This is a genomic window from Rhodospirillaceae bacterium (genome assembly GCA_016722635.1).
Classification (GTDB): Bacteria; Pseudomonadota; Alphaproteobacteria; order JAEUKQ01; family JAEUKQ01; genus JAEUKQ01.
This window is the reverse complement of record JADKIX010000008.1, coordinates 1-22,694: the sequence shown is the minus strand read 5'-3', so window position 1 is coordinate 22,694 and position 22,694 is coordinate 1. Positions and strand designations below refer to the sequence as shown.

The 22,694-nt window shown below is 46.8% G+C and carries 20 protein-coding genes, 1 rRNA gene and 1 pseudogene; 12 read left to right on the top strand and 10 right to left on the bottom strand.

The annotated features are described in order from the left end of the window. The first annotated feature begins 16 nt into the window (after positions 1 to 16). From fahA to IPP67_03860, 5 genes and pseudogenes are all read left to right on the top strand, one after another. On the top strand, positions 17 to 1,273 hold the full coding sequence (gene fahA, locus IPP67_03880; GenBank protein MBL0338324.1) for a fumarylacetoacetase: 1,257 nt from the start codon (positions 17 to 19) through the stop codon (positions 1,271 to 1,273). A 140-nt stretch (positions 1,274 to 1,413) separates the two neighbouring features. Then, a pseudogene (locus IPP67_03875) lies at positions 1,414 to 2,731 on the top strand (helix-turn-helix domain-containing protein). Beyond that, a complete protein-coding gene (locus IPP67_03870) occupies positions 2,728 to 3,210 on the top strand; it encodes a methylated-DNA--[protein]-cysteine S-methyltransferase (GenBank protein MBL0338323.1) in 483 nt (160 codons plus the stop codon). The pseudogene IPP67_03875 and the gene IPP67_03870 overlap by 4 nt, the downstream one beginning before the upstream one ends. Before the next feature lie 89 nt (positions 3,211 to 3,299). Continuing rightward, on the top strand, positions 3,300 to 3,506 hold the full coding sequence (locus IPP67_03865) for a hypothetical protein (protein MBL0338322.1): 207 nt from the start codon (positions 3,300 to 3,302) through the stop codon (positions 3,504 to 3,506). 47 nt (positions 3,507 to 3,553) lie between these two features. Next, positions 3,554 to 5,176: an ABC-F family ATP-binding cassette domain-containing protein gene (locus IPP67_03860; GenBank protein MBL0338321.1), complete on the top strand. Its 1,623-nt coding sequence runs from the start codon at positions 3,554 to 3,556 to the stop codon at positions 5,174 to 5,176. Between the two features lie 179 nt (positions 5,177 to 5,355). Here the strand turns inward: IPP67_03860 and IPP67_03855 are convergent, their stop codons facing one another. Then, positions 5,356 to 6,033 (bottom strand): hypothetical protein, encoded by a 678-nt coding sequence (locus IPP67_03855; protein ID MBL0338320.1) that lies wholly within the window; start codon positions 6,031 to 6,033, stop codon positions 5,356 to 5,358. Positions 6,034 to 6,194: 161 nt separating this feature from the next. Here IPP67_03855 and IPP67_03850 point away from each other — a divergent pair, with 161 nt between their 5' ends. Both IPP67_03850 and IPP67_03845 read left to right on the top strand, forming a co-directional pair. Next, positions 6,195 to 8,477, top strand: a complete 2,283-nt coding sequence (locus tag IPP67_03850; GenBank protein ID MBL0338319.1) for an N-6 DNA methylase — start codon at positions 6,195 to 6,197, stop codon at positions 8,475 to 8,477. A 113-nt stretch (positions 8,478 to 8,590) separates the two neighbouring features. Further along, on the top strand, positions 8,591 to 9,160 hold the full coding sequence (locus tag IPP67_03845) for a hypothetical protein (protein ID MBL0338318.1): 570 nt from the start codon (positions 8,591 to 8,593) through the stop codon (positions 9,158 to 9,160). Between the two features lie 160 nt (positions 9,161 to 9,320). On the opposite strand, the gene IPP67_03840 is transcribed toward IPP67_03845, so the two are convergent. Continuing rightward, positions 9,321 to 9,812: a hypothetical protein gene (locus IPP67_03840; protein MBL0338317.1), complete on the bottom strand. Its 492-nt coding sequence runs from the start codon at positions 9,810 to 9,812 to the stop codon at positions 9,321 to 9,323. Positions 9,813 to 10,090: 278 nt separating this feature from the next. On the opposite strand from IPP67_03840, the gene IPP67_03835 reads away from it, so the two are divergent. Both IPP67_03835 and IPP67_03830 read left to right on the top strand, forming a co-directional pair. Then, the gene (locus IPP67_03835) at positions 10,091 to 10,909 is read left to right on the top strand and encodes a pyridoxine 5'-phosphate synthase (protein ID MBL0338316.1); all 819 of its coding nucleotides are present in this window, start codon (positions 10,091 to 10,093) and stop codon (positions 10,907 to 10,909) included. Positions 10,910 to 11,075: 166 nt separating this feature from the next. Further along, complete coding sequence (locus IPP67_03830) at positions 11,076 to 12,125, top strand: DMT family transporter (protein MBL0338315.1); 1,050 nt, start codon at positions 11,076 to 11,078, stop codon at positions 12,123 to 12,125. An 86-nt stretch (positions 12,126 to 12,211) separates the two neighbouring features. Here the strand turns inward: IPP67_03830 and IPP67_03825 are convergent, their stop codons facing one another. Beyond that, on the bottom strand, positions 12,212 to 13,147 hold the full coding sequence (locus tag IPP67_03825) for an L-lactate dehydrogenase (GenBank protein ID MBL0338314.1): 936 nt from the start codon (positions 13,145 to 13,147) through the stop codon (positions 12,212 to 12,214). 116 nt (positions 13,148 to 13,263) lie between these two features. On the opposite strand from IPP67_03825, the gene IPP67_03820 reads away from it, so the two are divergent. Continuing rightward, on the top strand, positions 13,264 to 13,920 hold the full coding sequence (locus IPP67_03820; GenBank protein ID MBL0338313.1) for a hypothetical protein: 657 nt from the start codon (positions 13,264 to 13,266) through the stop codon (positions 13,918 to 13,920). A 58-nt stretch (positions 13,921 to 13,978) separates the two neighbouring features. Here the strand turns inward: IPP67_03820 and IPP67_03815 are convergent, their stop codons facing one another. Beyond that, positions 13,979 to 14,347, bottom strand: a complete 369-nt coding sequence (locus IPP67_03815) for an NUDIX domain-containing protein (protein MBL0338312.1) — start codon at positions 14,345 to 14,347, stop codon at positions 13,979 to 13,981. A gap of 130 nt (positions 14,348 to 14,477) precedes the next feature. On the opposite strand from IPP67_03815, the gene IPP67_03810 reads away from it, so the two are divergent. Beyond that, positions 14,478 to 15,920 carry a YdiU family protein gene (locus IPP67_03810; GenBank protein MBL0338311.1) on the top strand — a complete coding sequence of 481 codons (1,443 nt, stop codon included), beginning with the start codon at positions 14,478 to 14,480 and terminating at the stop codon, positions 15,918 to 15,920. A 93-nt stretch (positions 15,921 to 16,013) separates the two neighbouring features. Here the strand turns inward: IPP67_03810 and IPP67_03805 are convergent, their stop codons facing one another. The 5 genes from IPP67_03805 to IPP67_03785 form a co-directional block, all read right to left on the bottom strand. Further along, the gene (locus tag IPP67_03805) at positions 16,014 to 16,754 is read right to left on the bottom strand and encodes an acyl-CoA thioesterase (GenBank protein MBL0338310.1); all 741 of its coding nucleotides are present in this window, start codon (positions 16,752 to 16,754) and stop codon (positions 16,014 to 16,016) included. Between the two features lie 128 nt (positions 16,755 to 16,882). Further along, complete coding sequence (locus IPP67_03800; GenBank protein MBL0338309.1) at positions 16,883 to 17,179, bottom strand: hypothetical protein; 297 nt, start codon at positions 17,177 to 17,179, stop codon at positions 16,883 to 16,885. 9 nt (positions 17,180 to 17,188) lie between these two features. Then, positions 17,189 to 17,734 carry an MOSC N-terminal beta barrel domain-containing protein gene (locus IPP67_03795; protein ID MBL0338308.1) on the bottom strand — a complete coding sequence of 182 codons (546 nt, stop codon included), beginning with the start codon at positions 17,732 to 17,734 and terminating at the stop codon, positions 17,189 to 17,191. Between the two features lie 7 nt (positions 17,735 to 17,741). Further along, positions 17,742 to 18,275 carry an SRPBCC domain-containing protein gene (locus IPP67_03790; protein MBL0338307.1) on the bottom strand — a complete coding sequence of 178 codons (534 nt, stop codon included), beginning with the start codon at positions 18,273 to 18,275 and terminating at the stop codon, positions 17,742 to 17,744. 300 nt (positions 18,276 to 18,575) lie between these two features. Then, positions 18,576 to 18,725: a hypothetical protein gene (locus IPP67_03785; protein ID MBL0338306.1), complete on the bottom strand. Its 150-nt coding sequence runs from the start codon at positions 18,723 to 18,725 to the stop codon at positions 18,576 to 18,578. A 188-nt stretch (positions 18,726 to 18,913) separates the two neighbouring features. Between IPP67_03785 and IPP67_03780 the strand changes: the two genes are divergently transcribed. Next, the gene (locus IPP67_03780; GenBank protein ID MBL0338305.1) at positions 18,914 to 19,075 is read left to right on the top strand and encodes a hypothetical protein; all 162 of its coding nucleotides are present in this window, start codon (positions 18,914 to 18,916) and stop codon (positions 19,073 to 19,075) included. 1,308 nt (positions 19,076 to 20,383) lie between these two features. Here IPP67_03780 and IPP67_03775 read toward each other — a convergent pair. After that, positions 20,384 to 22,613 (bottom strand): 23S ribosomal RNA (locus IPP67_03775). Between the last annotated feature and the right edge of the window lie 81 nt (positions 22,614 to 22,694).

Below are 22,694 nucleotides of genomic sequence, written 5' to 3'. Positions count from 1 at the left end.
AAAAAATAGGAAGCAGATGGACAGCCCTTATATTGACATCAATCATGATCATGGGTTTGGTTTGGATAATTTGCCTTATGGGGTTTTTTCGTATCCTGGCCAATCAAAACGCATTGGTGTCCGGGTGGGTGGACATATCCTTGATTTAGCTTGCCTGGAACAGCAAGGGTTGAGCAAATCGATCACCCCCCTCCCCGTCTTTCAGCAAGCTACCCTTAATCCTTTAGCCGAATTGGGGCGATTATCCTGGAATAATATCCGGGAATGGACCCAGGAAATATTGACCAGCCGCCACTCCCCCCTAAAGGATAAAAATTTCCACCGGCTGGCCTTCCTACCGGTGGATCAAGCCCTACTACATCTGCCCTTTTATAGTCGCGGTTATACCGATTTTTATTCCTCGGAACAACATGCCCGCAATGTAGGCGCTTTATACCGTGATCCGGCCCATGCGTTGCCGAAAAACTGGAAACATTTACCCATCGCCTATCATGGCCGCAGCAGCAGTTTGATGGTTAGCGGCACCCCCATTGTAAGGCCCTGGGGACAAATATTGCCGCCAGATTCAAGCCAACCCCTATTCCGGCCCACCCGCAAACTGGATTTTGAAATTGAGGTTGGCCTTTTTATCGGCCAACCCAGCCAAGCCTTTCAACCCATTCCCATCGGCCAGGCTGAGGATTATATTTTTGGGTTGGTATTGGTGAATGATTGGAGTGCACGGGATATCCAAGCTTTTGAATATCAACCGTTGGGGCCATTTTTGGGCAAGAATTTTGCAACCTCCCTCTCCCCTTGGGTAGTGCCTTTGGCGGCACTGCAACCTTTTCGCCAAGCGATGCCACCGCTGGATGTTCCCGTGGTTTCTTATCTCGAACAATCACCGCGTTATAACTACGATATTCCTTTAGGCTTAACCTTACGAACCGCAACCGGCCACCAGCAATCCCTGATCCACACCAATTTTTGTCATCAATATTGGAGCATGGCCCAACAAATTGCCCATCATACGGTGAATGGCTGTAACCTCGAGGTAGGGGATTTGCTAGCCTCTGGCACTATCAGTGGCGATAAGCCCTCATCCTGGGGCAGTCTATTGGAAATCAGCCAGAACGGCCAACAACCCTTAACTCTTGACAATGGCGAAGTGCGCACTTTTCTAGAAGATGGCGACGACATCATCATCACTGCCCAGTGCCAGAATGGTCATCATCGTGTTGCTTTTGGCGAAGTGCGTGGCAAAATTATGCCCGCTTTGCCTAGTTTTTCTTAGCAACAAAGATTGTGATATTTCTATCCCTATTGAATTCAATCAAATATTTTTTACATTCCTGGCCGAAAATGGCGGGTGTTATTTTTTAAACTTGCTATATTCCTTGTATCAACCTGAGTGATTTATTTTCTGGTGGTGATATGATGGATGATGACTTTAAGTATCAAGCTTTAGCCGCCCGTGACGTCCGCTTTGACGGATTGTTTTTTGTGGGTGTCACCAGCACCGGCATTTATTGCCGGCCCATTTGCACAGCGCGAACACCAAAAAAATCAAATTGCCGGTTTTTTAGCCATGCGGCATCCGCTGAAAAGGAACATTTCCGCCCCTGTTTGCGTTGTAGGCCAGAGCTAGCCCCCGGACACACCCCCCTTGAGGCTAGCCAGCAAATGGCTTATCGCCTGGCTCAAGCCATCCAGGAAAGTCCATTAAATAAAGAATTGCCCTTGGCAGAATTAGCCCAGCAACTCAATCTCAGCCCTCGCCATTTAAGGCGGATTTCGGTTAAGGAATTCGGGGTTTCACCCATTCAACTGGCGCAAACGCAACGCTTGTTACTGGCTAAACAATTATTAACCGGGACCAATTTATCCATTACCGAAATTGCTTTTGCCAGCGGCTTTTCCAGCGTGCGCCGATTTAATACCCTGTTGAAGGCACATTATCGTCTAACCCCCAGCCAATTACGGAAAGCCACCGCGCTGCCTAGTTCAGATGGCTTCAGTTTACCCCTAGCCTACCGCCCCCCGCTGGCCTGGCCACAATTGCTGGGGTTTTTGGGGAAACGGGCGGTAACGGGGGTCGAGATAGTGACCAGCACCTCCTATGCTCGGACCTTGCAACTTGGCCAACATCAAGGCTGGGTGAAAGCCAGCCAATCATCAAATGGTCATTATCTGACGATAGAATTGTCGCTTTCCTTATTACCCGTGTTATCCAAAGTGTTAGATCAGGTGCGTCACTTCTTCGATCTGTGTGCCCGCCCCGACATCATCCACCAGCATTTAGGGCAGGATCCCTTGTTATCCCCCCTTATCCAAAAGCATCCGGGATTACGGGTGCCTGGCACCATGAATGTTTTTGAACTCAGCTGGCGGGCTGTGTTAGGGCAACAAATCAGTGTAAAAGCAGCAACCACCCTGGCAGGGCGCTTGGCCGAACGTTTTGGCACGCCCCTGCTTACCCCTGATCCTACCCTCAACCGCTTATCGCCAATGCCGGAAACCATCGCTGGCCTTGATCCAACCGCCCTGCAACAGCTGGGGATTCAGTCTAGCAAAGCCCTGACAATAATCAAATTAGGACAATTATGGCCCGAATTGCAGCATGTGCCAAGTAACCGGAAAAACCACCAAAAATCTTGAAACCACGGCTGAAGCTTGGCGCCCTTGGCGTGCCTATGCCGCCATGTATTTATGGCAATCAGCCCCATCCCCAACCATAAGGAAAAAACCATGACCCCATCCCCTTTTGTTTACACGGAAATTGATAGCCCGATTGGCGCTTTAACCTTGGCCAGTGATGGCATTTCTTTAACTGGGCTTTATTTACCAAAGGCCATTCAAAAAATGCCCTTGCCGTTGCAAGACAAAAAATCCTTGCCGATTTTTGTGAAGGTTTGCCTGCAACTTGAGGAATATTTTGCCCATCAGCGCACCCATTTTGATTTGCCTTTATCCGCCGAGGGTACGGCTTTCCAAAAATTGGTTTGGCAGGCGTTAGTCACCATCCCCTTCGGTAAAACCGCCAGCTACCAACAAATGGCCTTGCAAATCGGCCGTCCTAAGGCCATGCGGCCCGTGGGTATGGCCAACGCCCGCAACCCTATTGCCATCATTGTCCCCTGCCACCGAGTGATTGGCGCCAATGGTGATTTAGTGGGATTTGGCGGCGGCCTTCCCATGAAATCCTGGCTGCTAAAGCACGAAAGAAGCTGAATAGCCTAGCCACTAAAACCCCGGTCTGCCCACTGCTGAAAATATCCCTTTCAGCAGACAGGAAAGGCTATTGCTGTATGGAGGAAATCATGCCCCCTCTATCCTTTGACGTTGGCTTCACACCGGTTTCTTACCGCTCTTTCCGCTTAAAACTTCGGAAGTCATGTTATTCATTCCTATTTTCTGGGATCAGAAAACACCATGTAAAACCCCTTTGGCAACAGCAACGTCAGCTGCACAAACATCTATCTTCCCTTAGCACGCATCTGGAACCGGATGTAGGACGGGATATCTAAAATTTATCCCCCTTGGCGAATGGGCAATTTTTTTCTATGATCGCGCCATGAAAGTATTATTAAGCGGCCACCATATCAGTCATATCATCGGCGTCCGCACCTTATTCCATGATCTTGATTTTGCCATCGGCCAGGGTCAGCGGATCGGGTTGGTTGGCCATAATGGTTGCGGCAAATCTACCTTGCTGTCCATTCTGGCGGGCACTTTGGAGCCATCAAGCGGCCATGTCATCCGCAGCAATGGTTTGCGGTTGGCCGTGGTTGAGCAGTTTTTACCAGCCCAATTTAACACCATGCCTTTAAAAGAATGCCTACTGGCGGTGGTGCCCCCAGAACAACAGCAGCGTTTAAGGTATCAGGCAGATATTTTGCTGCATGATATGGGTTTTACCAACCATCAGAAAGCCAATACCGCTAAGTCCTTATCAGGGGGCGAGACCAACCGGTTGATGCTGGCCCGTGCCTTGATGAACCAGCCGGATTTGCTGTTGCTGGATGAACCCACCAACCATTTGGATTTGCCCACCCAGTTGTTCTTTGAACATTATTTAACCGAAAAACTAGCCTGTGCATTCCTGCTGGTCAGCCACGATCGCGCCTTTTTGGATGCAGTCACCACCCACACCCTGTTTTTGCGGGATAAACGTTTATATAGTTTTGACTTACCCTTTTCAGATGCCCGCGCGCAATTGATTCTTCAAGATTTGGCGGCAGCAAAAGCCCGTAAAGCTGAGGAGCAGGAAATTGTCCGCTTAACCAAAAGCGCCAAACAAATGGCGATTTGGGGCAAGGTTTTCAATAATGCCAAATTGGCACGCCGTGCCAAAGGCATGATGAAACGGGTGGATGCCTTAAAAGACGAGACCACTTTTGTAAGCAGCGAACGACCCGCCAGCTTGCAATTGGAAACCCAAGAAACCCGAGCAAAACAATTACTCAATATCAGCGACCTTACCGTGCAGATAGGCGAGCGTTTATTGTTCCAGCTGGATGATTTTTTTATCCGCCCTGGCGACCGCGTGGCCTTATTCGGGCGCAATGGTTGCGGCAAAAGTACTTTCTTGCAATTGGTGATGCGGGCCTACCGTGAGCCTTTAAAATACCCTAATATCCGCTTTAACCCGCAATGCCGAATTGGCTATTACGATCAAAACCTGTCTTTCGCCAGCAAAGATGAAACCCTGTTCCGCTTTGTCTATCAGCGTTGCCATTTGAATGAGGAAGCCGCCCGCAAGGAATTAATCGGTGCCGGTTTTGGCTTTGACCGCATGCATCAATTGCTGGGTTCCTTAAGCGGAGGTGAACGGGCACGCCTGATGTTCATGCTGATCCGGCTTGAAAAACCGAATATGCTGATTTTGGACGAACCGACCAACCATATTGATATTGACGGCAAAGAACAGTTAGAGCAGGAAATTTTGGACAGTAATGCGGCAGTCCTATGCGTCAGCCATGACCGTCATTTCATTACGGCAATTGCCAACCGTCATCTGCTAATCAACCGGCGGAAATTATGGTCACTTGATGGGGCCGAGGACTATTACCAGCAAATTGATAATATCAGCCCAAGCAAACCCTTTGTGGGGGAGGAACAACCAACCCCTAAGGGCAAAAAGCCCCAAGGTACAATTCTTCCAGCCGCAACAGCAGATGGGGTAAGCACCCCCTGAATCATGATCAATTATTAGCAGAATTACTGCAATTGGAAGAAAAATTGGCGGCCGACCAAGCGCGCAAACCCACCCACCAAAAACCTGCCTTACAGCAGCAATGGCAGCAAAGGATTGAGGAGATTTATGGGTTATTAGCTAAAGCTAGTTAGTTAAAGCTGATTCAGGACTCCATTGCCTCAATCCGTTAGAATCTTAACCTCAATCACCCGATTGTCTTTGAATTTAATTCTTAGAAATTCTGAATCAATCCCAAAAAAGCCACGTTCTGGCCCCAGCCAGTAAACATAATCAAAACCTTGAGAATAGCCATTAGCAGCCGGTGCAGCCGTTGGGCCCAGTAATTCATCAATTTGGCTGCGGGTCATTCCCACCAACGGGTACCTCTTCAACAGATCGTCCACCATTTGTTGCCGCACCCGCTGATCTTCCGTGGTAAATTTCGCATTTTTCCAAACATTCGAATCAAACTCTTGACGATTCAAATATTCTTGGAAATTTGGCCATAGGAATAAATAAAGGAATAAAGTCATGTAAATAACAGCATTCCCTGCCGCAAAAGCCAGGGAACGGGTGATATTCCGCCGCTGCAAATCCCATAACCCGATGATCACCACCGCCACCCAGGGCAGCAAGGCAACAACCCGCTGCAGCCATTTAAAAAAAGCGGGTTGGGAATCATAATTTAAAAAGGCTTCTCCCCTTATCCAAGCCAAGAAATCACTGCCAAAAAATTGCAGCAAGAAAACAGCAATTCCCGTAAGCAGGCCGTAGAGAAGGAATAGCAAAAAAACCTTCAGGCGCAGATGGAATAATTCTGCAAAAAACCGGATTGATTGCCGCGCACAAGCCATCATCTTTATCTCCACTGCTATATGTTTAATCACCGCCACTTAACCAATTGATTGTGGCAAATTGATGGCTTTACCCTTATATACCATACCCCATTATTTTCGGTTGTGGAAAACGGTTTCTCTGTTTAGATTCAATCAAGAACAACTTTTGAAGCAAATTGATCATGATCAACGCTTTCCAATCCTATATCAAAAACCTACAAGATACTTATTCCAAGAATGCCACCGAACTGACCTATCGGACGGCATTAGAAAATTTATTAAATGAATCCGCCAAAATAAAAATTTCTGCTGGAAAAAGCAAAGCCCCGGTTTTTCATATAACGCATGAGCCCAAACGTCATCAAGACGGTTTTGGTGCCCCCGATTTTATGGTGAAACAAGCCGGGATGATTGTGGGATATGTGGAAAATAAGGCCATTGGCAAAAATTTAGATGATGTCCTAAAAAGCGCCCAAATCACAAAATATCAAAAGCTAACCAACAACCTGCTGGTTACCAATTACTTGGAATGGATTTGGCTGCATAATGGCGTCATTACCCGGGAAAACTTATGCTACCTAACAGATTTGGAAAGCAGGAAATTTAAACCCAACCCGGATAAAATCACTGCGGTTGGCAAGTTGCTGGATGGTTTCTTCTCAACCACCCCCCAACAAATTGGCCGTGCCAAAGAACTGGCCCAGGAACTTTCGGTACGCACCCGCTTGCTGCGCGATTATTTAGAGGAAGAGTTGAAACGCCAGCAGCAAGAGGATCAACAGGGGAAATTGCATGGGCTATACCAAGTTTTCCAAAAAACCATTTCAAGCGCCCTTGATTTATCCGAATTTGCCGATGCTTTTGCCCAAACCCTCAGCTACGGGTTATTTTTGGCCAAGTTGAATGCTGGGCAAAATACAGCGGTTACCCTTAGCAATGCCAAAGAACATATTTCCAACAATTTTGAATTAATCCGCGAATTGGTTAGTTTTTTGGATGAATTAAAACAACCGCAATATGCCAATACCCGCTGGCTGGTGGAAGAAATTTTAGGGTTATTGAACGCGCTTGATTTAACCGCCATCCAAGAAGATTTAAGCTTCAGCAAGAAACAAGGCCGGTTATTCAAGGAAAGCGAAGAAGAACGTCTGTTATTTGCCAAAGACCCCTATGTGTATTTTTATGAAGATTTCCTAAAAGCCTATGATCAGGAAACCCGTAAAAGCCGCGGCATTTATTATACCCCGCCCCCAGTGGTTAACTTTATTGTGCGTGCCATCCAAGATATTTTAAAGGATAGTTTCGGCATTAAGGAAGGGTTGGCCGACCATAACCGGGTTACCCTGCTGGATTTCGCAACCGGCACCGGCACATTTTTAATTGAAGTGCTGCAGCAAATTTTTGAACATACTTCCCCTGCCAAACACCATGCTATCATTAAAGAACATATCCTAAAAAACATCTATGGGTTTGAATATTTAATTGCCCCCTATACCATTGCCCATTTGAAATTATCGCAATTTTTGCGCGATAAGGGCTATGAGATGCAGGCAGGTGAACGGCTGCAAATTTATTTGGCCAATACGTTGGAAAACCCAGATGAGGCTGTTCAAAAAGACTGGTTGGTTCCCGCCTTAACGCAAGAAGCTGAGCAAGCCCAAGAAATTAAACGGAAGAAAAAAATCTTGGTGATTACCGGTAATCCCCCTTATAGCGTGAAATCACAGAATACAGGCGGTTGGATTACGGATCTTTTAAAACAATCTTATTATCAAATTGATGGCCAAAAATTAAATGAGAGTAATCCCAAGAATTTATTGGATGATTATGTCAAATTTATTCGTTTTGCCCAATGGAAAATAGACCAGGTCAGTGAGGGGGTGGTAGGGATTATTACCAATCATTCCTTTTTAGATAACCCCACTTTTCGCGGCATGCGCCAAAGTTTGCTGAAAAGCTTTAACCAAATTTATATCCTTGATTTACATGGTAGCGCCAAAAAGAAAGAGAAAAGCCCGGATGGCAGCAAAGACGAAAATGTTTTTGATATTGAACAAGGGGTGGCCATCAGCCTGTTTATAAAAAGCAAAAACAAAAAAATCGGGGTTTATTACGCCGATTTATGGGGAAAACGCCAACATAAATATCAGCAATTAACCGAAATGGATTTAAATACAACCGCTTGGCAACAGCTTACCCCCTCCAGTCCCTTCTATTTTCTGATCCCCCAAGATGAAAAATTACGGGAGATATATGACCAAGGATGGCAAGTGACGGATATTTTTAAACTGACCTCAACGGGCATCAAAACGCATAAAGACCAGCTAACGATACAATTCAATACTAATGACATAAAAAATTTAATTAACGATTTTGCCCGTCTTGATCCAGAAAAAGCCCCGAAAATATCAGTTAGGCCCAAGCCGATGGCAGGTAAAATTAGCGCAACAGGATTTGTTAAATAGCGGGCTAAAAAACCAAAACATTATTCCTATTACTTACCGCCCATTTGATCAAAGATATACCTATTACACTGGTAACCCTGCTGGATTTCATACCCCCCCAAAGTATGTCTCATATGTTGGCGGAGAGATGTTGGATTACCTTGAGGCAACGTGAATATTGGACCGTTTCTGAGCAATATGACGTCTTTAATAATGAAGTGTCATTCCCTTTATCTTATCCATCTGTCAAAACTCCAAGAATCAAGCGATCTTTTGACGATCCTCATCGGCAAGAAAATATCAGCACTGCCTTCCGCCAAGCTTTGCATCAGCATTATCACAAACATTACAGCCCCGAACAGATTTTAGGCTATATTTACGCCATGTTGCATAGCCCCACCTATCGGCACCGATATAAAGGATTCTTAAAATCTGATTTCCCTAGGATTCCGCTGGTAAAAACCCCTGATATATTTGAAGAATTATCAACGCTTGGTTGGCAATTGGTTCAGGCCCATTTAATGCGGGAAATTCCCAATCATCCCAAAATCACTCTATCGCCAGGTGACTACCTGGTGGAAAAACCGCTTTATCAAGCGGAAAAACAACGGCTTTATATCAATAGAACCCTTTATGTTGAAGCGGTTTCGCCCGAGGTTGGAATTTCCATATTGGCGGTTATCAAGTGCTCGATAAATATCTAAAATCCGCCTTGGCCGCACCTTGAATTTAGATGAAATTACCAACATCGAAAATATTATCAAAGTGCTCAATTTTACCTTGCAGCAAATGCAAAAAATTGAGGCGTTGAGCGCCATATAATCGCAATTTTATATAACGTTACATATTGGTATTTATATTGGTTCAGGTACCGACTGATGACCAATCATTTGTCTTCACCACCCGCCAGAAGCCCTCAACCGCCCGAAGGCCATCGGAGATAAAGCAATCGTGGCACATGCCGTCAATCACCGTAAGTACATGCCGCCTAACCTTGATAATATAGGTTCCCTGTCCATATTGCTTGCAAAACACGGCAATATTCACACGTGCCTTGCCGCGCTGTTTGCGTAAAATTTGCCATTGGAAGGAACAGCCATTCACCACCGCCTTTTCGGCCCAGGGTACAAAGGCAAAACCTTTGGAACAGGCGCGACCGGCATTTGCCAGCAATTCATAGGCCTCATCATAAGTGATGCGGGTGGCCGTGGCAATTGCCCGCACCGTGCAATCATTTTTCTGACGTGACCGTTTGGATGCCGCCCTGCCAGCATCATGCAAGGCGGTGCGGTGGATATAAGGGTGCATCAGCCCCATCCGATTAATCATCAGACTTTTTTCAACAATCTCCGTCATGTGGCTTTTTTGCTTGCCTCACATCCGCCGCCGAATGAACCCTTATCATCGTTACTTCCCCGAATCGTTACTTCCCTGAGTCGAAGGCCTTTGTCAAGACCATCATGGGACAACGCTTAATTGTCTATTTAGTCAGGATAAAATGGGGAAAACAAAATTTCAAAACCTTGCCCCAGCTACCACCACATCGGCATTGCCTCTTGTGCGATTGCGAAGAAAAGCTTGTCAAAAACGGCCGAATCATCCATAGTTACTCTTGTATATTTTCAACCCTATCAATGTCTTTAAGGATCCGTAATCCTATTACCATGGTTCATTCCCTATCCAACCAGAAATCCTGCCGTTTTAGCGTGAATATTAATAAAATTGCCTTACTGCGTAATTCGCGCGGCCATCATATTCCTGACCTCATTGAGGCCGCAAAATTGGTCATCCGCGCAGGGGCCCAGGGGATTACCATTCATCCCCGCCCCGATGAACGCCATGCCCGCTTAAGCGATATCCGGGCCTTGAAAAATATCCCCGAAATTGCCCAAGGGTTGGTCGAATTAAATGTGGAGGGTTACCCACGGCCTGAATTACTGGCCGCTGTTAAGGAAGCAGCTGTTCATCAGTTCACCATCGTGCCATCTGACCCCGGCGAATTGACTAGTACCCGCGGTTGGCAAGACCGTGATGGTGAAGAATTATTGCGAAAAACGGTGCAGTTCCTAAAAACTTTTACCAAAACGTCGGTGTTTATCGATGTCAACACTGCAGGTGTTGAATTGGCCATCCGGGTGGGCGCCCAGGCGGTTGAACTTATCACCCAGGAATACAGCCTGTGCAGCGGCAAAGAGCGTTTGCAACAACTGAACCAAATTGTGGCCGTGGCCAATGATGCCCGGCAAAAAGGTTTGCGGGTACATCTGGGCCATGATTTGAATGCGGAAAACCTGCCCCGCTTGGTTCAGGCGGTGCAACCCGATGAGGTATCCATTGGCCATGCGATTGTGTCAGAAGCCGTGATGGCCGGATTACCCCAAATCATCCGCCAATATGCCCAGATTATCCAGCAGGAACCCCAGCATCACCCAATGGGTAATCAAGCACCATGATGGCCTCATCCAAACCTAACTATTTTAGCCACTTCAGAAAATGACGGAGAGATCATTATATCGGCACTTACATAGGAAATTTGTTACACCCACCCCTGTTGCGATATGAGATAGTTTTAGATGGGTGGAGACATGCACCCAAAACTTTGGAAGACGCTGGACAATTATGAACTGGAAACATGGGTTAACCCACCCGGGCGTATTGGCTGCCTTGATAGCGGCTTTGTTGTTTGGTAGTAGTACTCCCCTGGCCAAATGGTTATTATCAAATATAAATCCTTGGTTATTGGCTGGTTTGTTTTATTTAGGATCGGGGATAGGGCTTTCGCTGTACCGCCTGGCGCGTCGCGCGCGCGCGGGGACACTATCTGCCAGTGAATGGCCTTGGTTGATTGGGGCAATTCTTGCAGGCGGCATCGTTGCTCCGGTATTGCTTATGTTTGGACTGAGCAAGATGCCCGCTTCGGGGGTGTCCCTCTTATTGAATATGGAAGGCGTATTTACAACCTTACTGGCATGGTTTGCTTTCCGGGAAAATTTTGACCGGCGGATTATTTTCGGCATGATTACCATCGTTGCTGGCACCACCCTGTTGAGCTGGCCTGAACAGATTCAGTTCTCAACCCTATGGCCTGCTTTAGCTATTGTGGGCGCTTGCCTGGCATGGGGCATCGATAATAATCTAACGCGCAAGGTATCATTGGCCGATACCACCTGGGTTGTTGCCATCAAAGGGTTGATAGCAGGTAGTGTAAACGTAACGATCGCTTTTATATTGGGCGCAACCTGGCCACCTCTCACGACAATGATGGCAACCCTGTTTATTGGCTGGCTTGCTTATGGCATCAGTCTCTCTTTATTTATTGTGGGCTTACGCCATCTCGGCACCGCCCGAACGGTCGCTTATTTTTCCGTTGCGCCGTTTTTTGGCGCAGCCTTGGCAATCCCCCTCCTCGGAGAACCGCTGAGTATCAGGATAGCGATCTCTGGTACCCTCATGGCGTTAGGCATATGGTTACATTTAACGGAGCAGCATAGGCATGAACATATCCACGAAATGCTGGATCATGAACATGAGCATAGTCATGATGAACATCATTCCCATAAGCATCCGGCAATATCCCCAACAAACAAGCATCGCCACCAGCACCGTCATGAGCCGCTGATACATACCCACCCACATTTCCCAGACACCCACCACCGTCATCAACATTGAGGTTGAATGGGGGTTTTTCTATTTCGCTATCACCGGATAATTAGTTCATCAGGATTCAGAGCGTGGTTTTTATATCCCGTACAGCCCTACAAACCTATTGTCTGGATCGCTTGTTTCAATATTTCGGCACTACGGCGTAACTGATGGCGTTCGGTTTTATCCAAAAGCGGGTATAGGGTTTGCCGCACCCCTTGCCCTGCCACAATATGGGGTAAGGAAAGGGTTACATCTGTAATCCCCTCAACCTCCGGCAAGCGCACGCAGCAGGTTAAAACCGCGTGCTCATCTTGTAAAATGGCTTGGGCGATGCGGGCCATGCCAGCGCCAATCCCATACCAAGTGGCCCCCTTGCCCTGAATAATGCGGTAAGCGGCGCGGCGAACCCGCTCATCAATCTGCGCGCGCAGGTTTTGCGTGATCGGGGCTGCCACCTGGGCCGCCATATCAACTAGCGGCATGTTTGCAACGGTCGCCCCCGACCAATGCAATACCTCGGAATCACCATGTTCCCCCAACACATAAGCCTGAATAGAGTGGGGTGAAACCCCCAAATGCTGTCCTAACAAAGCCCGAAAACGGGCGGTATCCAGGATGGTGCCGGAACCAATCACCCGCCCCTTCGTCTGGTCCTTGCCAAAATGGTCGATCAGATGGGTCATGACATCAACGGGATTGGTCGCATTAACGAGGATAGCATGCGGGGCCGCCGCCCGAATTTTGGGGATGATATCCGCAAAAACCTCAGCATTGCCTTTTAAAAGATCAAGCCTGCTTTCATGGGGTTGTTGATTAACACCCGCAGCGATCATCACGATGGCGGCCCCTGCCAATTCTTCATATGATCCAGCGTGGATAGGAATGGGGGCGGCAAAGGGGGTGGCGTGGAAAATATCCTCGGCCTGGGCTTGGGCCAAGGCGTGGTTTTTATCCACCAATACTAATTCTGTTCCCACCCCCCGCAAAACACAGGCATAGGCGGCGGCTGAACCCACATTCCCACAGCCAACAATCCCGATTTTCATTTTTCTTCCCCCTTGATGAATAAGTTTGATAGATCCCGTAAAAATTACATTTCCTTTAGCAAATCTTTGCTTCATGCTAGTCTATCCCTGTTTTTATCATTTATCGAGCAGATTTTATGGCCTGGACCCATTTAGATACCGCAACCGTTGCCTCACACCAATTCGACCTGTATCACCGGGATGGCCGGTACATGATCCGGGTGGACGGGCTGGAGCTGATGAATGGCTATAACCACGAATCGGAAGATAGGTTGGGGGAAATGGCCGTTTCTTTGTGCAACAACCCCCACCCCCATATCTTGCTGGGTGGGCTGGGGTTGGGCTATACCCTTGGGCGCATTGCCCAAAATCTGGGTACCCGGGGCAGAATAGAGGTGGCCGAAATTTCCGCAGCTGTCATGGGATGGTACCGGCAATATCTGCAAACACAATTTTTTGAAGAATTGCCCGGCAATGTGACCCTGCACCACGCCGATGTGGCGGCCATGATCCAATCTGGCACACGCTATGATATGATTATCCTGGATGTTGATAACGGCCCACAGGCCTTGTCCCAAAACAGCAACCATTTTTTGTACAGCCCCCAAGGGTTGCAAGCCCTGTGGAATGGCTTGGCCACAAATGGGCAAGTGCTGCTATGGTCAAGTTTTGAATCAGCGCATTTTCTGGAAAGGGCTGTGGAAGCAGGTTATCAGGCCAGCTGTTTCCCGCAAACGCTTGCTGGCAGGGAAACCCCTTTCCATTACATTTACTGCCTTGTTAAAAAAGGCTGATGCCGAATTGGCTACAAACCCAATCCCAACCTGCCGCAACTGATTTCATATGCTGTTTTTACCCCCTACCTGCTACCAATAATTGAACAGCCGGGGCCATCAATTCGCGCTGATCTTTGTTAATCCAGGCGGCCTCAGTAATTTCAGCCGAGGGTTTGAAGGAATTGGGGATATCCCCGGCAAAACAGATCAGTGTCACCTGATCTTTGCCATCATGACTTGGGCCAATAACAGTTGTAACATAAGTTAAGGATTCGATCGGAACCGTAATCCCTAGCTCCTCCGCAAGCTCACGGATAAGCGTTTTTTTGGGCAATTCCTCATGTTCAATCTTCCCCCCAGGCAAATACCAAAGTTTATGGTTGCGAACCCTGACCAATAATAAGCTATTATCTTTTTCCGCCAGCAAACAGGCGCAATGGATCATATCACCCCCAAATTTATCTTAATTCCTCAAATATTCTTAAAGAATGATATTTTAAGTAACCTTACTTTGATTGTCGATTGGCAAGTGCTACCCCCCTTGAAAAGGCAAGGATTTCGCCTATAATAAGGCTATGACCACAAATTATGGATTAATTTTTGACAATCGCTTTGCAACTTTGCCCACTGATTTTTATACATCAATGGCAGCAGAGGGGTTTGCAAAATCCCCTTTCCTCATCCACTTGAATCAAGATATGGCTGAAGAGATTGGCCTTGATCCCCAATCAACACAGGATTCTGATTTTCCTGCTTATTTTTCCGGGAACAAAAATTTGTTGGGTTCCAAGCCCGTGGCGATGGTTTATTCTGGCCATCAGTTCGGCGTGTGGGCAGGGCAATTGGGAGATGGGCGGGCTCTATTGCTGGGCCAAGTTCGGGGGAAAAATAACCCATTATGGGATATGCACCTCAAAGGATCGGGGCAAACCCCCTATTCCCGTATGGGTGATGGTCGAGCAGTATTGCGCTCGTGCATCCGCGAGTATTTATGTGGTGAGGCCATGCAGGGCCTGGGCATTCCTACCACCCGTTCCCTGTGCATTATCGGCAGCGGTGAGCAAGTGGCGCGGGAAAAATGGGAACCCGGCGCTATTCTAACCCGCCTGTCACCCTCGCATATCCGCTTTGGCCATTTCGAACATTTCTTCTCGCACAAACGACCTGATCTGATCAAATTATTGGCTGACCACGTTATCCAACTGTATTTTAATGGATTATCCTATCAAGACTGGTTTGCCGAAATTGTCAAACGCACGGCGCGGCTGATGGCGCAGTGGCAGGCGGTGGGCTTTGCCCACGGGGTCATGAATACCGATAATATGTCGATCCTTGGCTTAACGCTTGATTACGGGCCGTTCGGTTTTATGGAAGCCTATGATCCGCATTTTATTTGCAACCATTCTGATCCAACCGGGCGTTATGCTTTTGACCAGCAGCCAGCGGTTGCTTACTGGAATTTACAGGTGCTGGGTTATGTATTGCAATCGCTGATCCCCGAGCAAATGGCGCGGGATATTTTAGCCACATTCCCCACCGAGTATAATTCGTTCTATCAGGAATTGATGACGGCTAAATTGGGGATAACCAAACCCAATGCACATGACCAGGAAATTTGGATAAAGCTTCTCGATTTAATGGCCAAACACAAAGCGGATTATACCAAGGCTTTTCGTGCATTAAGTGGGGTAGTTGCGGGTCAGGATAATGCGGGTTTTAGGGCCTTGTTTCAGGATAAGACCCTGGTTCAAGATTGGTTAAGTTTATATTTGAACCGCATGCGGCAGGAAGCGCCGGGTTATCAAGCTAGAATGAAAAAAATAAACCCCAAATATATCTTAAGGAATTGGGTGGCGGAAACCGCCATTCGCGCCGCCGAAGACCATCAGGATTATACCGTGATTGATGATTTGATGAAAATATTCAAAAACCCGTATGCCGAGCATGCGGGAATGGAAAAATTTGCCCAGGAAGCGCCCCAAGAAATGCGCGATTTATGCGTGTCTTGCTCGTCATAACGCACGTCGGTTATTTCCATTCAATAAATCAACTCCTTAAGAACTTTCTTTGCCAACGTGATCCCCGCGCGGGATATTGGATCAAGTGATCAATTATTCTTTTGCTATTCGCGGTGAAACCATAACGAAATGACCCGCCCCTGCTATATATCTTTCGCCGCTGAATAAATTCTCGGCCATTAATGTGACCGCTACCGTTGTGGAACGTTCCGTAACCTCAAGGATTTTACTCGATAAATCCATAATTGCTCCGCTTGGAACTTGCCTCTGAAAATCAACATCTTTCGTTGAGCCTAATACAACTGCCTGTCGGCGCTGACGGGTGGCCGTAATAAAAGCAGCTTTGGTCATGGCCGCTAATGCCTGCCCTCCTAATAAATTTCCATGATGGCTGGTGCGATTGGGAAAGACCATTTCAACCATCCGAACTTCCTGAGAATGACTGGCTGATTTTGTTTTAGGCAAGGGCGGTAACTGATAATCATCGGCAACCCCCACGGCAACCATATTAAAAACGCCGCGCGTACATAATCGCTGTTCGCCAGTCAGTAAAACCTCCGCCGTCATCGAAACCTCAACACTTAATGACCTTTTCCCCACCCGTATGACCTGGCCGGTAAATTCGATAATTTCGCCAACATTGGCCGCAGCGCGAAAATCAATGCGCTCGGCTGAAGCGGTAACAAACTTCACCCGCCCATGTTGGGTTGCCGCAATGAAGGCAATTTTGTCCATATTTGCAAGCCCAATGCCCCCGAATAAAGTGCCGTGATGATTGGTATCACCCGGAAAAACCAAATCAATGAGACGCACGGGTTGCATGTTATCCTCCATCCGCTGGTGTTTGCCATACCATTGTTATACGGTTTTTTGCAGTGCAGCACAAGTATGAATCGAGGAAACATCCACACAATGAAAGATAAAAATGGGCCTCTATGCAAATGTGACAAAGGAAATTTTAACTAAATAGCAGAACCCAGGCTTTTTAAGGCAGTTGAGGTTTTGCCCTGAAAATCACCTAGTTTAATTTCAACACCCGCTTTCACCACATCACCTACCTTGATTATGCCGCCGTTCGGACCCAAAACATTCACGGTTAACCGGTAGGAATTTTTTTCAAAACGGGGATCTTGCTGTAAATGCCTTGGCAAAGTAGCACGCCTTCTTTCCATGAATCTTTTCATAAACTGCGGGGTAGGATTGCCGGTTTGGGGATTGCGGGTTGGCACAACGCAGCGCTGGCATGGCACCGTGACCACCACATCCGCCTAACCTAAAGTTAACAGGCCACCCCCTCCTTCTTGACCGTAAAGGGTATCCTCCCAATAGGCATCAACCCCTTCAACGATAACATTCGGACGCATCCGCAAACCCATTTCTTCTCCATTGATCGGTGGGTCAAAATACTGGCCAGCAGCCTCCAGTGTGGCTTTTGCCACAATCGTTGGCCCAGGTGATTTGATATCATCAGGAAAACCAATGACAGAATTTTGTTTGAGATGAAGGCCTGGAATATCAAGCTGCTTGGAAACCCAGGCGCTCAATTCCTCACGCTGGTGATCAAAAGTGAAAGTTTCTTTTCTGGGCGTTGCTTCAGACCACAGCGTGATGGTGCGCTTGGGCAAATTATATTCAGCCCGGATTTTGTGAATTTCAGCTAGGCGTTTGGCATTGACGACTCTGCCATCCGGTGATTCGAACGCAAATTCCCGGTCGCCTTGCAAGCTGCCCGCCGCAGTGAACCGAGCGGCAGATACTTCAATTCCTGGCAGGGATTTAAAGGGATATATGATGATTTTTGAGATAAAAGGCATTGAAGCATTACCTGGAAGGTTTTAAAAAATTTTCAACTAATTGGTCTAGCATTTCACTCCAGCCCGTTTTGCACATGTCACTCTCGGCACTATCGGGTAGATCAGCATGCTGTAAGGTTACCTTCGTTTTATTGTTTTCATCCGCAAAGGTCACGGTAATTCGTGATTCGGCTGGCCATTCGGCACTTAAGCCATGGGTGCTTGGGGAAATTTGATTGCCTTTTTCATCCGCAAAACTATCCATATAAACCAGCTTTTGCCCGGGGACAATTTCCTGGTATATCCCCCTCCCCCAAAAATCTTTACCCTCAGGGGAGCGCATGCAATAAAGAAAAGTTCCACCCACCCGCAAATCAACTTTACAGCTGGGGCAGGTAAAACCCTTTGGCCGCCACCAACGCATGATCTGGCTGGGTTCTGTCCAGGCCTTGAAGACTTTATCGCGCGAAGCATTGACAATACGGCTGAGGGTAAGGGTTTGCAATTTACTTGCTTTGGCAGCTTTTGAGGTTTCATTCATTTTTTTATGGGTGTTATCCATAATTTTTCTTCCCTATTCGTGATAGTGTTCTTGTTCATCGCGACTGTGTCTTCAGCTATTATATGTGATCAATAAACGATTGAAAACCTTCTTTATCAACATGAAAACAACAGACAGAGGTAAGCCAAAGATTTATATACAGATAACAACTGCTTTCAAAATAACTCTAGCCGAGGCATTAAATTACTGAAATTCCGGGGGGATTTGGTCGCCGAACAACAGCCACATGGGGTGTTTGTTCAGGGCCTTAGCCAGGATGATTATTTCATAATCTCTTCACAAACCGCTTTCCCTTTTCCATTATAGAAATACCGTTTGATCAACTACTAAATTATAATCCGTATTCAGCAAGGTAGCTAATTCCAGTTGATTCATTTTTGCTTCAACCCGCGCCACTTTAATGCGTGGCCGCAGATATTGGTGGTTAGCTTTTGCTTTTTGATTGTTCATGATAACCTGCCATTCTTTTGTCAGAATAGCAAGTAGCGTATTTTACATTTTCTCATTTTCAATGTAAAATAACGGTAATTTATTATTTTAACATGTAAATATGATAAAATCATAGGAATAAAGTGTGCTATCAACCATCAGGACAGCAACGAGATTTCTTCGAGCCTTGATTTCAGCAATAACAGGCAATGGCTGATTATGAACAACAGATCAATCAACAAATTGGCATTCTCATCCGCACCCTGCGCCGCCAGCATGGCCCTTACCCAAAAGCTTTGGGCGACATGATAGGCGTAACCTATCAGCAAATTCAAAATATGAGCGCGGGAAAAAGCAGTATGAGTGTGTAGGGAAATTAGCGTAATCTAAACCATGGATTGTTTAAATTCTCATATCTCTGAAGAAGCCTAGTGAGTTATGAAGGTTATAGAAAAGAGGCCCTTTCTCCATGGCTGCAAGAGGATGGAAATTCCTAATAGTTAAACATTATCACCTTTAATTCACCAATCGTTTTGAGCTTTCAAAGTTTTTATCAATTGACTTAATATTAAGAAGTGATTCATTTTGGGTGTTTCTCCCTACTTCATCAACATTAGCATATATTGTTTTATAGTTCTCTAACATTTTATAGCTCTATAACTATTAGCTATAGACCGCTTATATCCATCAGGCATAAAAGACCGGGAGCTACTTGTATACTGAAAAGTTTTACTTCCTTATGCTCATGACTGACCGTCGAAGAACGATTTTCCTACTGTCTTGCAGAGGTAAGGTTATAATAACAACTTCAGCATTAGGTGAAACAACATAAAGCCAGCTATCAATAATACTATCAACTTCAACTGAAATGCTGAATTCTTCAAAGAGGCTTCTCTAACCACGCAGCTTTCAGGACTCTCCTTCAGTTCAAGTTTCCCACCCCTGGTAATTCCCGCACTCGTCTCTTTCGTTTTTGTAAGATAACTTTCTGTTAAGATATAACGGACTTAATAGAAACGGAAAATGAAAGCTTTATAGTCAGAATATTTTGTGATATCATTACCTACTCAGCAATTCTAACATTTTTCTATTTATTGTAACTTGTAGAAATACACTTGCACCTAAAGTTTCTTGATATAACCAAGAATTAGGGGGATATTACACCTAAAAAAATTATCAACATTTGAACAATAGTTTCTTTTTTGAGCCAAGAGTTATATTAAATGATTTAATTTCTAGGTTTAAATAAATTTGATTGCTGAGTAGCAGCCAACAACTTATTAATAACAAGTTAATGAATTGAAAGGGATGGATGGTTGCGGGGCAGGATTTGGACCTCTGGCCTTCAGGTTATGAGCCTGACGAGCTACCGAACACTCCACTGCGTTAGAGGTATGTGTGTTGGGGTGTTGTGGGGATTATATGGAGGTGAGGGAGGATATGATGTCTTGACCGGGACCTGGCTGACCGACTCTCCCGTGCCTTAAGACACGGTACCATGGGCGCGGAGGTTTTTACGGCCGAGTTCGGGATGGGATCAGGTAGTAAATCTCCTTATATTCACCAGGTTTCGTCAACACATCATGCGTGAGATTGCAGAACAGATAAGTTGGGTATCCGTGTAGCTGTTTTCTTTGATCCAACAGGGAGTTTGATCTGTGCACGGATCGGCGCAAGATGCGATAAACCAATGGGGCGATTAGTACCAGTTAGCTTCATGCCTTGCGGCACTTCCACTTCCGGCCTATCAACGTGGTGGCCCTTCACGGCCTTCGAAGGGAACTTATTTAGGTGGTTTCCCGCTTAGATGCTTTCAGCGGTTATCCCTTCCGTACTTAGCTTACCCGGCTATGCCGCTGGCGCGACAACCGGTACACCAGAGGTACGTCCATCCCGGTCCTCCCCCGTACTGAAGGACAGATCCTCTCAAATCTCCTACACCCACGGCAGATAGGGACCGAACTGTCTTACGACGTTCTAAACCCAGCTCATAGCTACAGTAAAGGTGCACGGGGTCTTTCCGTCTAACTGCGGTAAACTTCGCAGTCTTCACTGAGAATCAGATTTGCTGAGTTGATGCTGGAGACAGTGGGAAATCAAGTTACGCCATTCGTGCGGGTCAGAACTTTACCCGACAAGGAATTTCGCTACCAGGGACCGTTACGAGTCTGGCTCGCCGTTTACCGGGACTTCAATTCCAGACCTGCACTCCTCCTCTTAACCTTCCAGCACCGGGCAGGCGTCAGGCCTTATACGTCGCCTTGATCTTCGCAGAGCCCTGTGTTTTGTAGTAAACAGTCGCTACCCCCCTTATGTGCCACCCTAATGTGGTTGCCTATCATGGCCCTCTTCTCCAAGTTACAGATGCAATTTGCCTAGTTCCTAGCATCGTTCTCTCAAGCGCCTTGGTATACTCTACCTTCCCACCTTGGTCGGTTTAGGTACGGTCTTTATGGAGATGCCATTTCCTGGAACTCCTTCACAGCCCATCACCAATCCATCAGGAGAACAATCCACGCATCCGTCACTTCTCCAGTCCAGAATATTAACCAGGTTCCCATCGGCTACGCCTTTCAGCCTCACCTTAGGGCCGACTCACCCTGCGCAGATTAACCTTACGGCGGGAACCCTTGGACTTTCGGCGAAAATGTTTCTCCTCTTTTTATCGCTACTCGTGTCGCATTCTCACTTCGATACCTCCAGCATTCCTTACAGGACACCTTCGCAGGCATACAGAACGCTCCGCTACCGCTTGCTCCATAGACAAACCTAAAGCGTTCGGTGCATGACTTGATCCCCGGTACATTTTCGCCGCAAGACGACTTTTTAGACCAGTGAGCTATTACGCTTTCTTTAAAAGATGGCTGCTTCTAAGCAACTCCGGTGTTTTGGCCTTCCCACATCCTTTCCAACTTTAGCATGATTTGGGGACCTTAGATGGCGGTCTGGGTTCTTTCCACTCACGACTTGGGCCGTTAACTTCCATAAGTCTTTCTCTTAATTCTCTCCCGGGTATTCGGGTTTAGTTGGATTAATGCAGCTCTGGGCCTCCTAGTACATTCATTGCTCTACCCCGGTGGTATTCCTCAAAGGCACTACCTAAATAGTTTTCGCGGAGAACCAGCTATCAGCAAGTTTGATTGGCCTTTCACCCTAACCACGGCTCATCCCTACGTTTTTCAACAGGCGTGGGTTCAGTCCTCCGACTGGTGTTACCATCCTTCAACCTGAAGCTATGGCTAGATCCTTCGGTTTCAGGTCCCAATCCACGAACACTCGCCTAATTCAGACTCGCTTTCGCTACGCCTCCACCTATCGGCTTAAAGCTCGCTCGTGAGACTAACTCGCTGACCAGTATACAAAGGTACGCAGTCCACTACCTTCTAGAAGATCATGATGTCCTGCAGCATAACATTGGGTTTAAGATATTTATTCCCCTCGCTCAGGTTGCTTTTCACCTTTCCTCGGTACTTTATTTCTCTATCCTAGTCCGCTAAAGTGCTGAAACGGAGGTGGTCCCCCATGTTCAAACAGGATTTCCCGTGTTACGCCCCACTTATGAGATTGTGTTGGCTTTCTACCCATGCAGGGCTGCTCTTGCCCTTTCTCCCTTGCCTTTCCAGACATTTCCGGTTCTTGACCCTATAACCGCTGACGGCTTCCGCTTTCGCTCGCTACTCTGCCGGGATCTCGGTTGATTTCTTTTCTCCAGTTACTGGGATCCATTCAAGTTCACCGGTTCTTCAGGAACCTATGTATTCAGTTTGTGTGATAACCCTAAGGTTGGGTTCCCCATTCGGACATCCACGGATCGCTGACCATTCTTTCCCGCGGCTTATCGCAGCGTATCCCGTAATTCTATTACTCTTGGGTATAAAGGCATCACAAATGCTCTTATTCGAGCAGATCTTGCTAGCTTCTCCTCGCACAGGAGATGCCTCCCGCTCAATTCAAAGCATTCACGCCCAATCCCTCAACTCATTCTTTCTT

Coding starts and splice junctions, on each gene's coding strand:
- IPP67_03780 (MBL0338305.1), top strand. CDS start 18,914: ATGGCTGATTATGAACAACAGATCAATCAACAAATTGGCATTCTCATC.
- IPP67_03860 (MBL0338321.1), top strand. CDS start 3,554: ATGAAAGTATTATTAAGCGGCCACCATATCAGTCATATCATCGGCGTC.
- IPP67_03840 (MBL0338317.1), bottom strand. CDS start 9,812: ATGACGGAGATTGTTGAAAAAAGTCTGATGATTAATCGGATGGGGCTG.
- IPP67_03805 (MBL0338310.1), bottom strand. CDS start 16,754: ATGGAGGATAACATGCAACCCGTGCGTCTCATTGATTTGGTTTTTCCG.
- IPP67_03785 (MBL0338306.1), bottom strand. CDS start 18,725: ATGAACAATCAAAAAGCAAAAGCTAACCACCAATATCTGCGGCCACGC.
- fahA (MBL0338324.1), top strand. CDS start 17: ATGGACAGCCCTTATATTGACATCAATCATGATCATGGGTTTGGTTTG.
- IPP67_03825 (MBL0338314.1), bottom strand. CDS start 13,147: ATGAAAATCGGGATTGTTGGCTGTGGGAATGTGGGTTCAGCCGCCGCC.
- IPP67_03850 (MBL0338319.1), top strand. CDS start 6,195: ATGATCAACGCTTTCCAATCCTATATCAAAAACCTACAAGATACTTAT.
- IPP67_03855 (MBL0338320.1), bottom strand. CDS start 6,033: ATGATGGCTTGTGCGCGGCAATCAATCCGGTTTTTTGCAGAATTATTC.
- IPP67_03795 (MBL0338308.1), bottom strand. CDS start 17,734: ATGCCTTTTATCTCAAAAATCATCATATATCCCTTTAAATCCCTGCCA.
- IPP67_03820 (MBL0338313.1), top strand. CDS start 13,264: ATGGCCTGGACCCATTTAGATACCGCAACCGTTGCCTCACACCAATTC.
- IPP67_03870 (MBL0338323.1), top strand. CDS start 2,728: ATGACCCCATCCCCTTTTGTTTACACGGAAATTGATAGCCCGATTGGC.
- IPP67_03810 (MBL0338311.1), top strand. CDS start 14,478: ATGACCACAAATTATGGATTAATTTTTGACAATCGCTTTGCAACTTTG.
- IPP67_03790 (MBL0338307.1), bottom strand. CDS start 18,275: ATGGATAACACCCATAAAAAAATGAATGAAACCTCAAAAGCTGCCAAA.
- IPP67_03835 (MBL0338316.1), top strand. CDS start 10,091: ATGTCTTTAAGGATCCGTAATCCTATTACCATGGTTCATTCCCTATCC.
- IPP67_03830 (MBL0338315.1), top strand. CDS start 11,076: ATGAACTGGAAACATGGGTTAACCCACCCGGGCGTATTGGCTGCCTTG.
- IPP67_03815 (MBL0338312.1), bottom strand. CDS start 14,347: ATGATCCATTGCGCCTGTTTGCTGGCGGAAAAAGATAATAGCTTATTA.
- IPP67_03865 (MBL0338322.1), top strand. CDS start 3,300: ATGCCCCCTCTATCCTTTGACGTTGGCTTCACACCGGTTTCTTACCGC.
- IPP67_03845 (MBL0338318.1), top strand. CDS start 8,591: ATGTTGGCGGAGAGATGTTGGATTACCTTGAGGCAACGTGAATATTGG.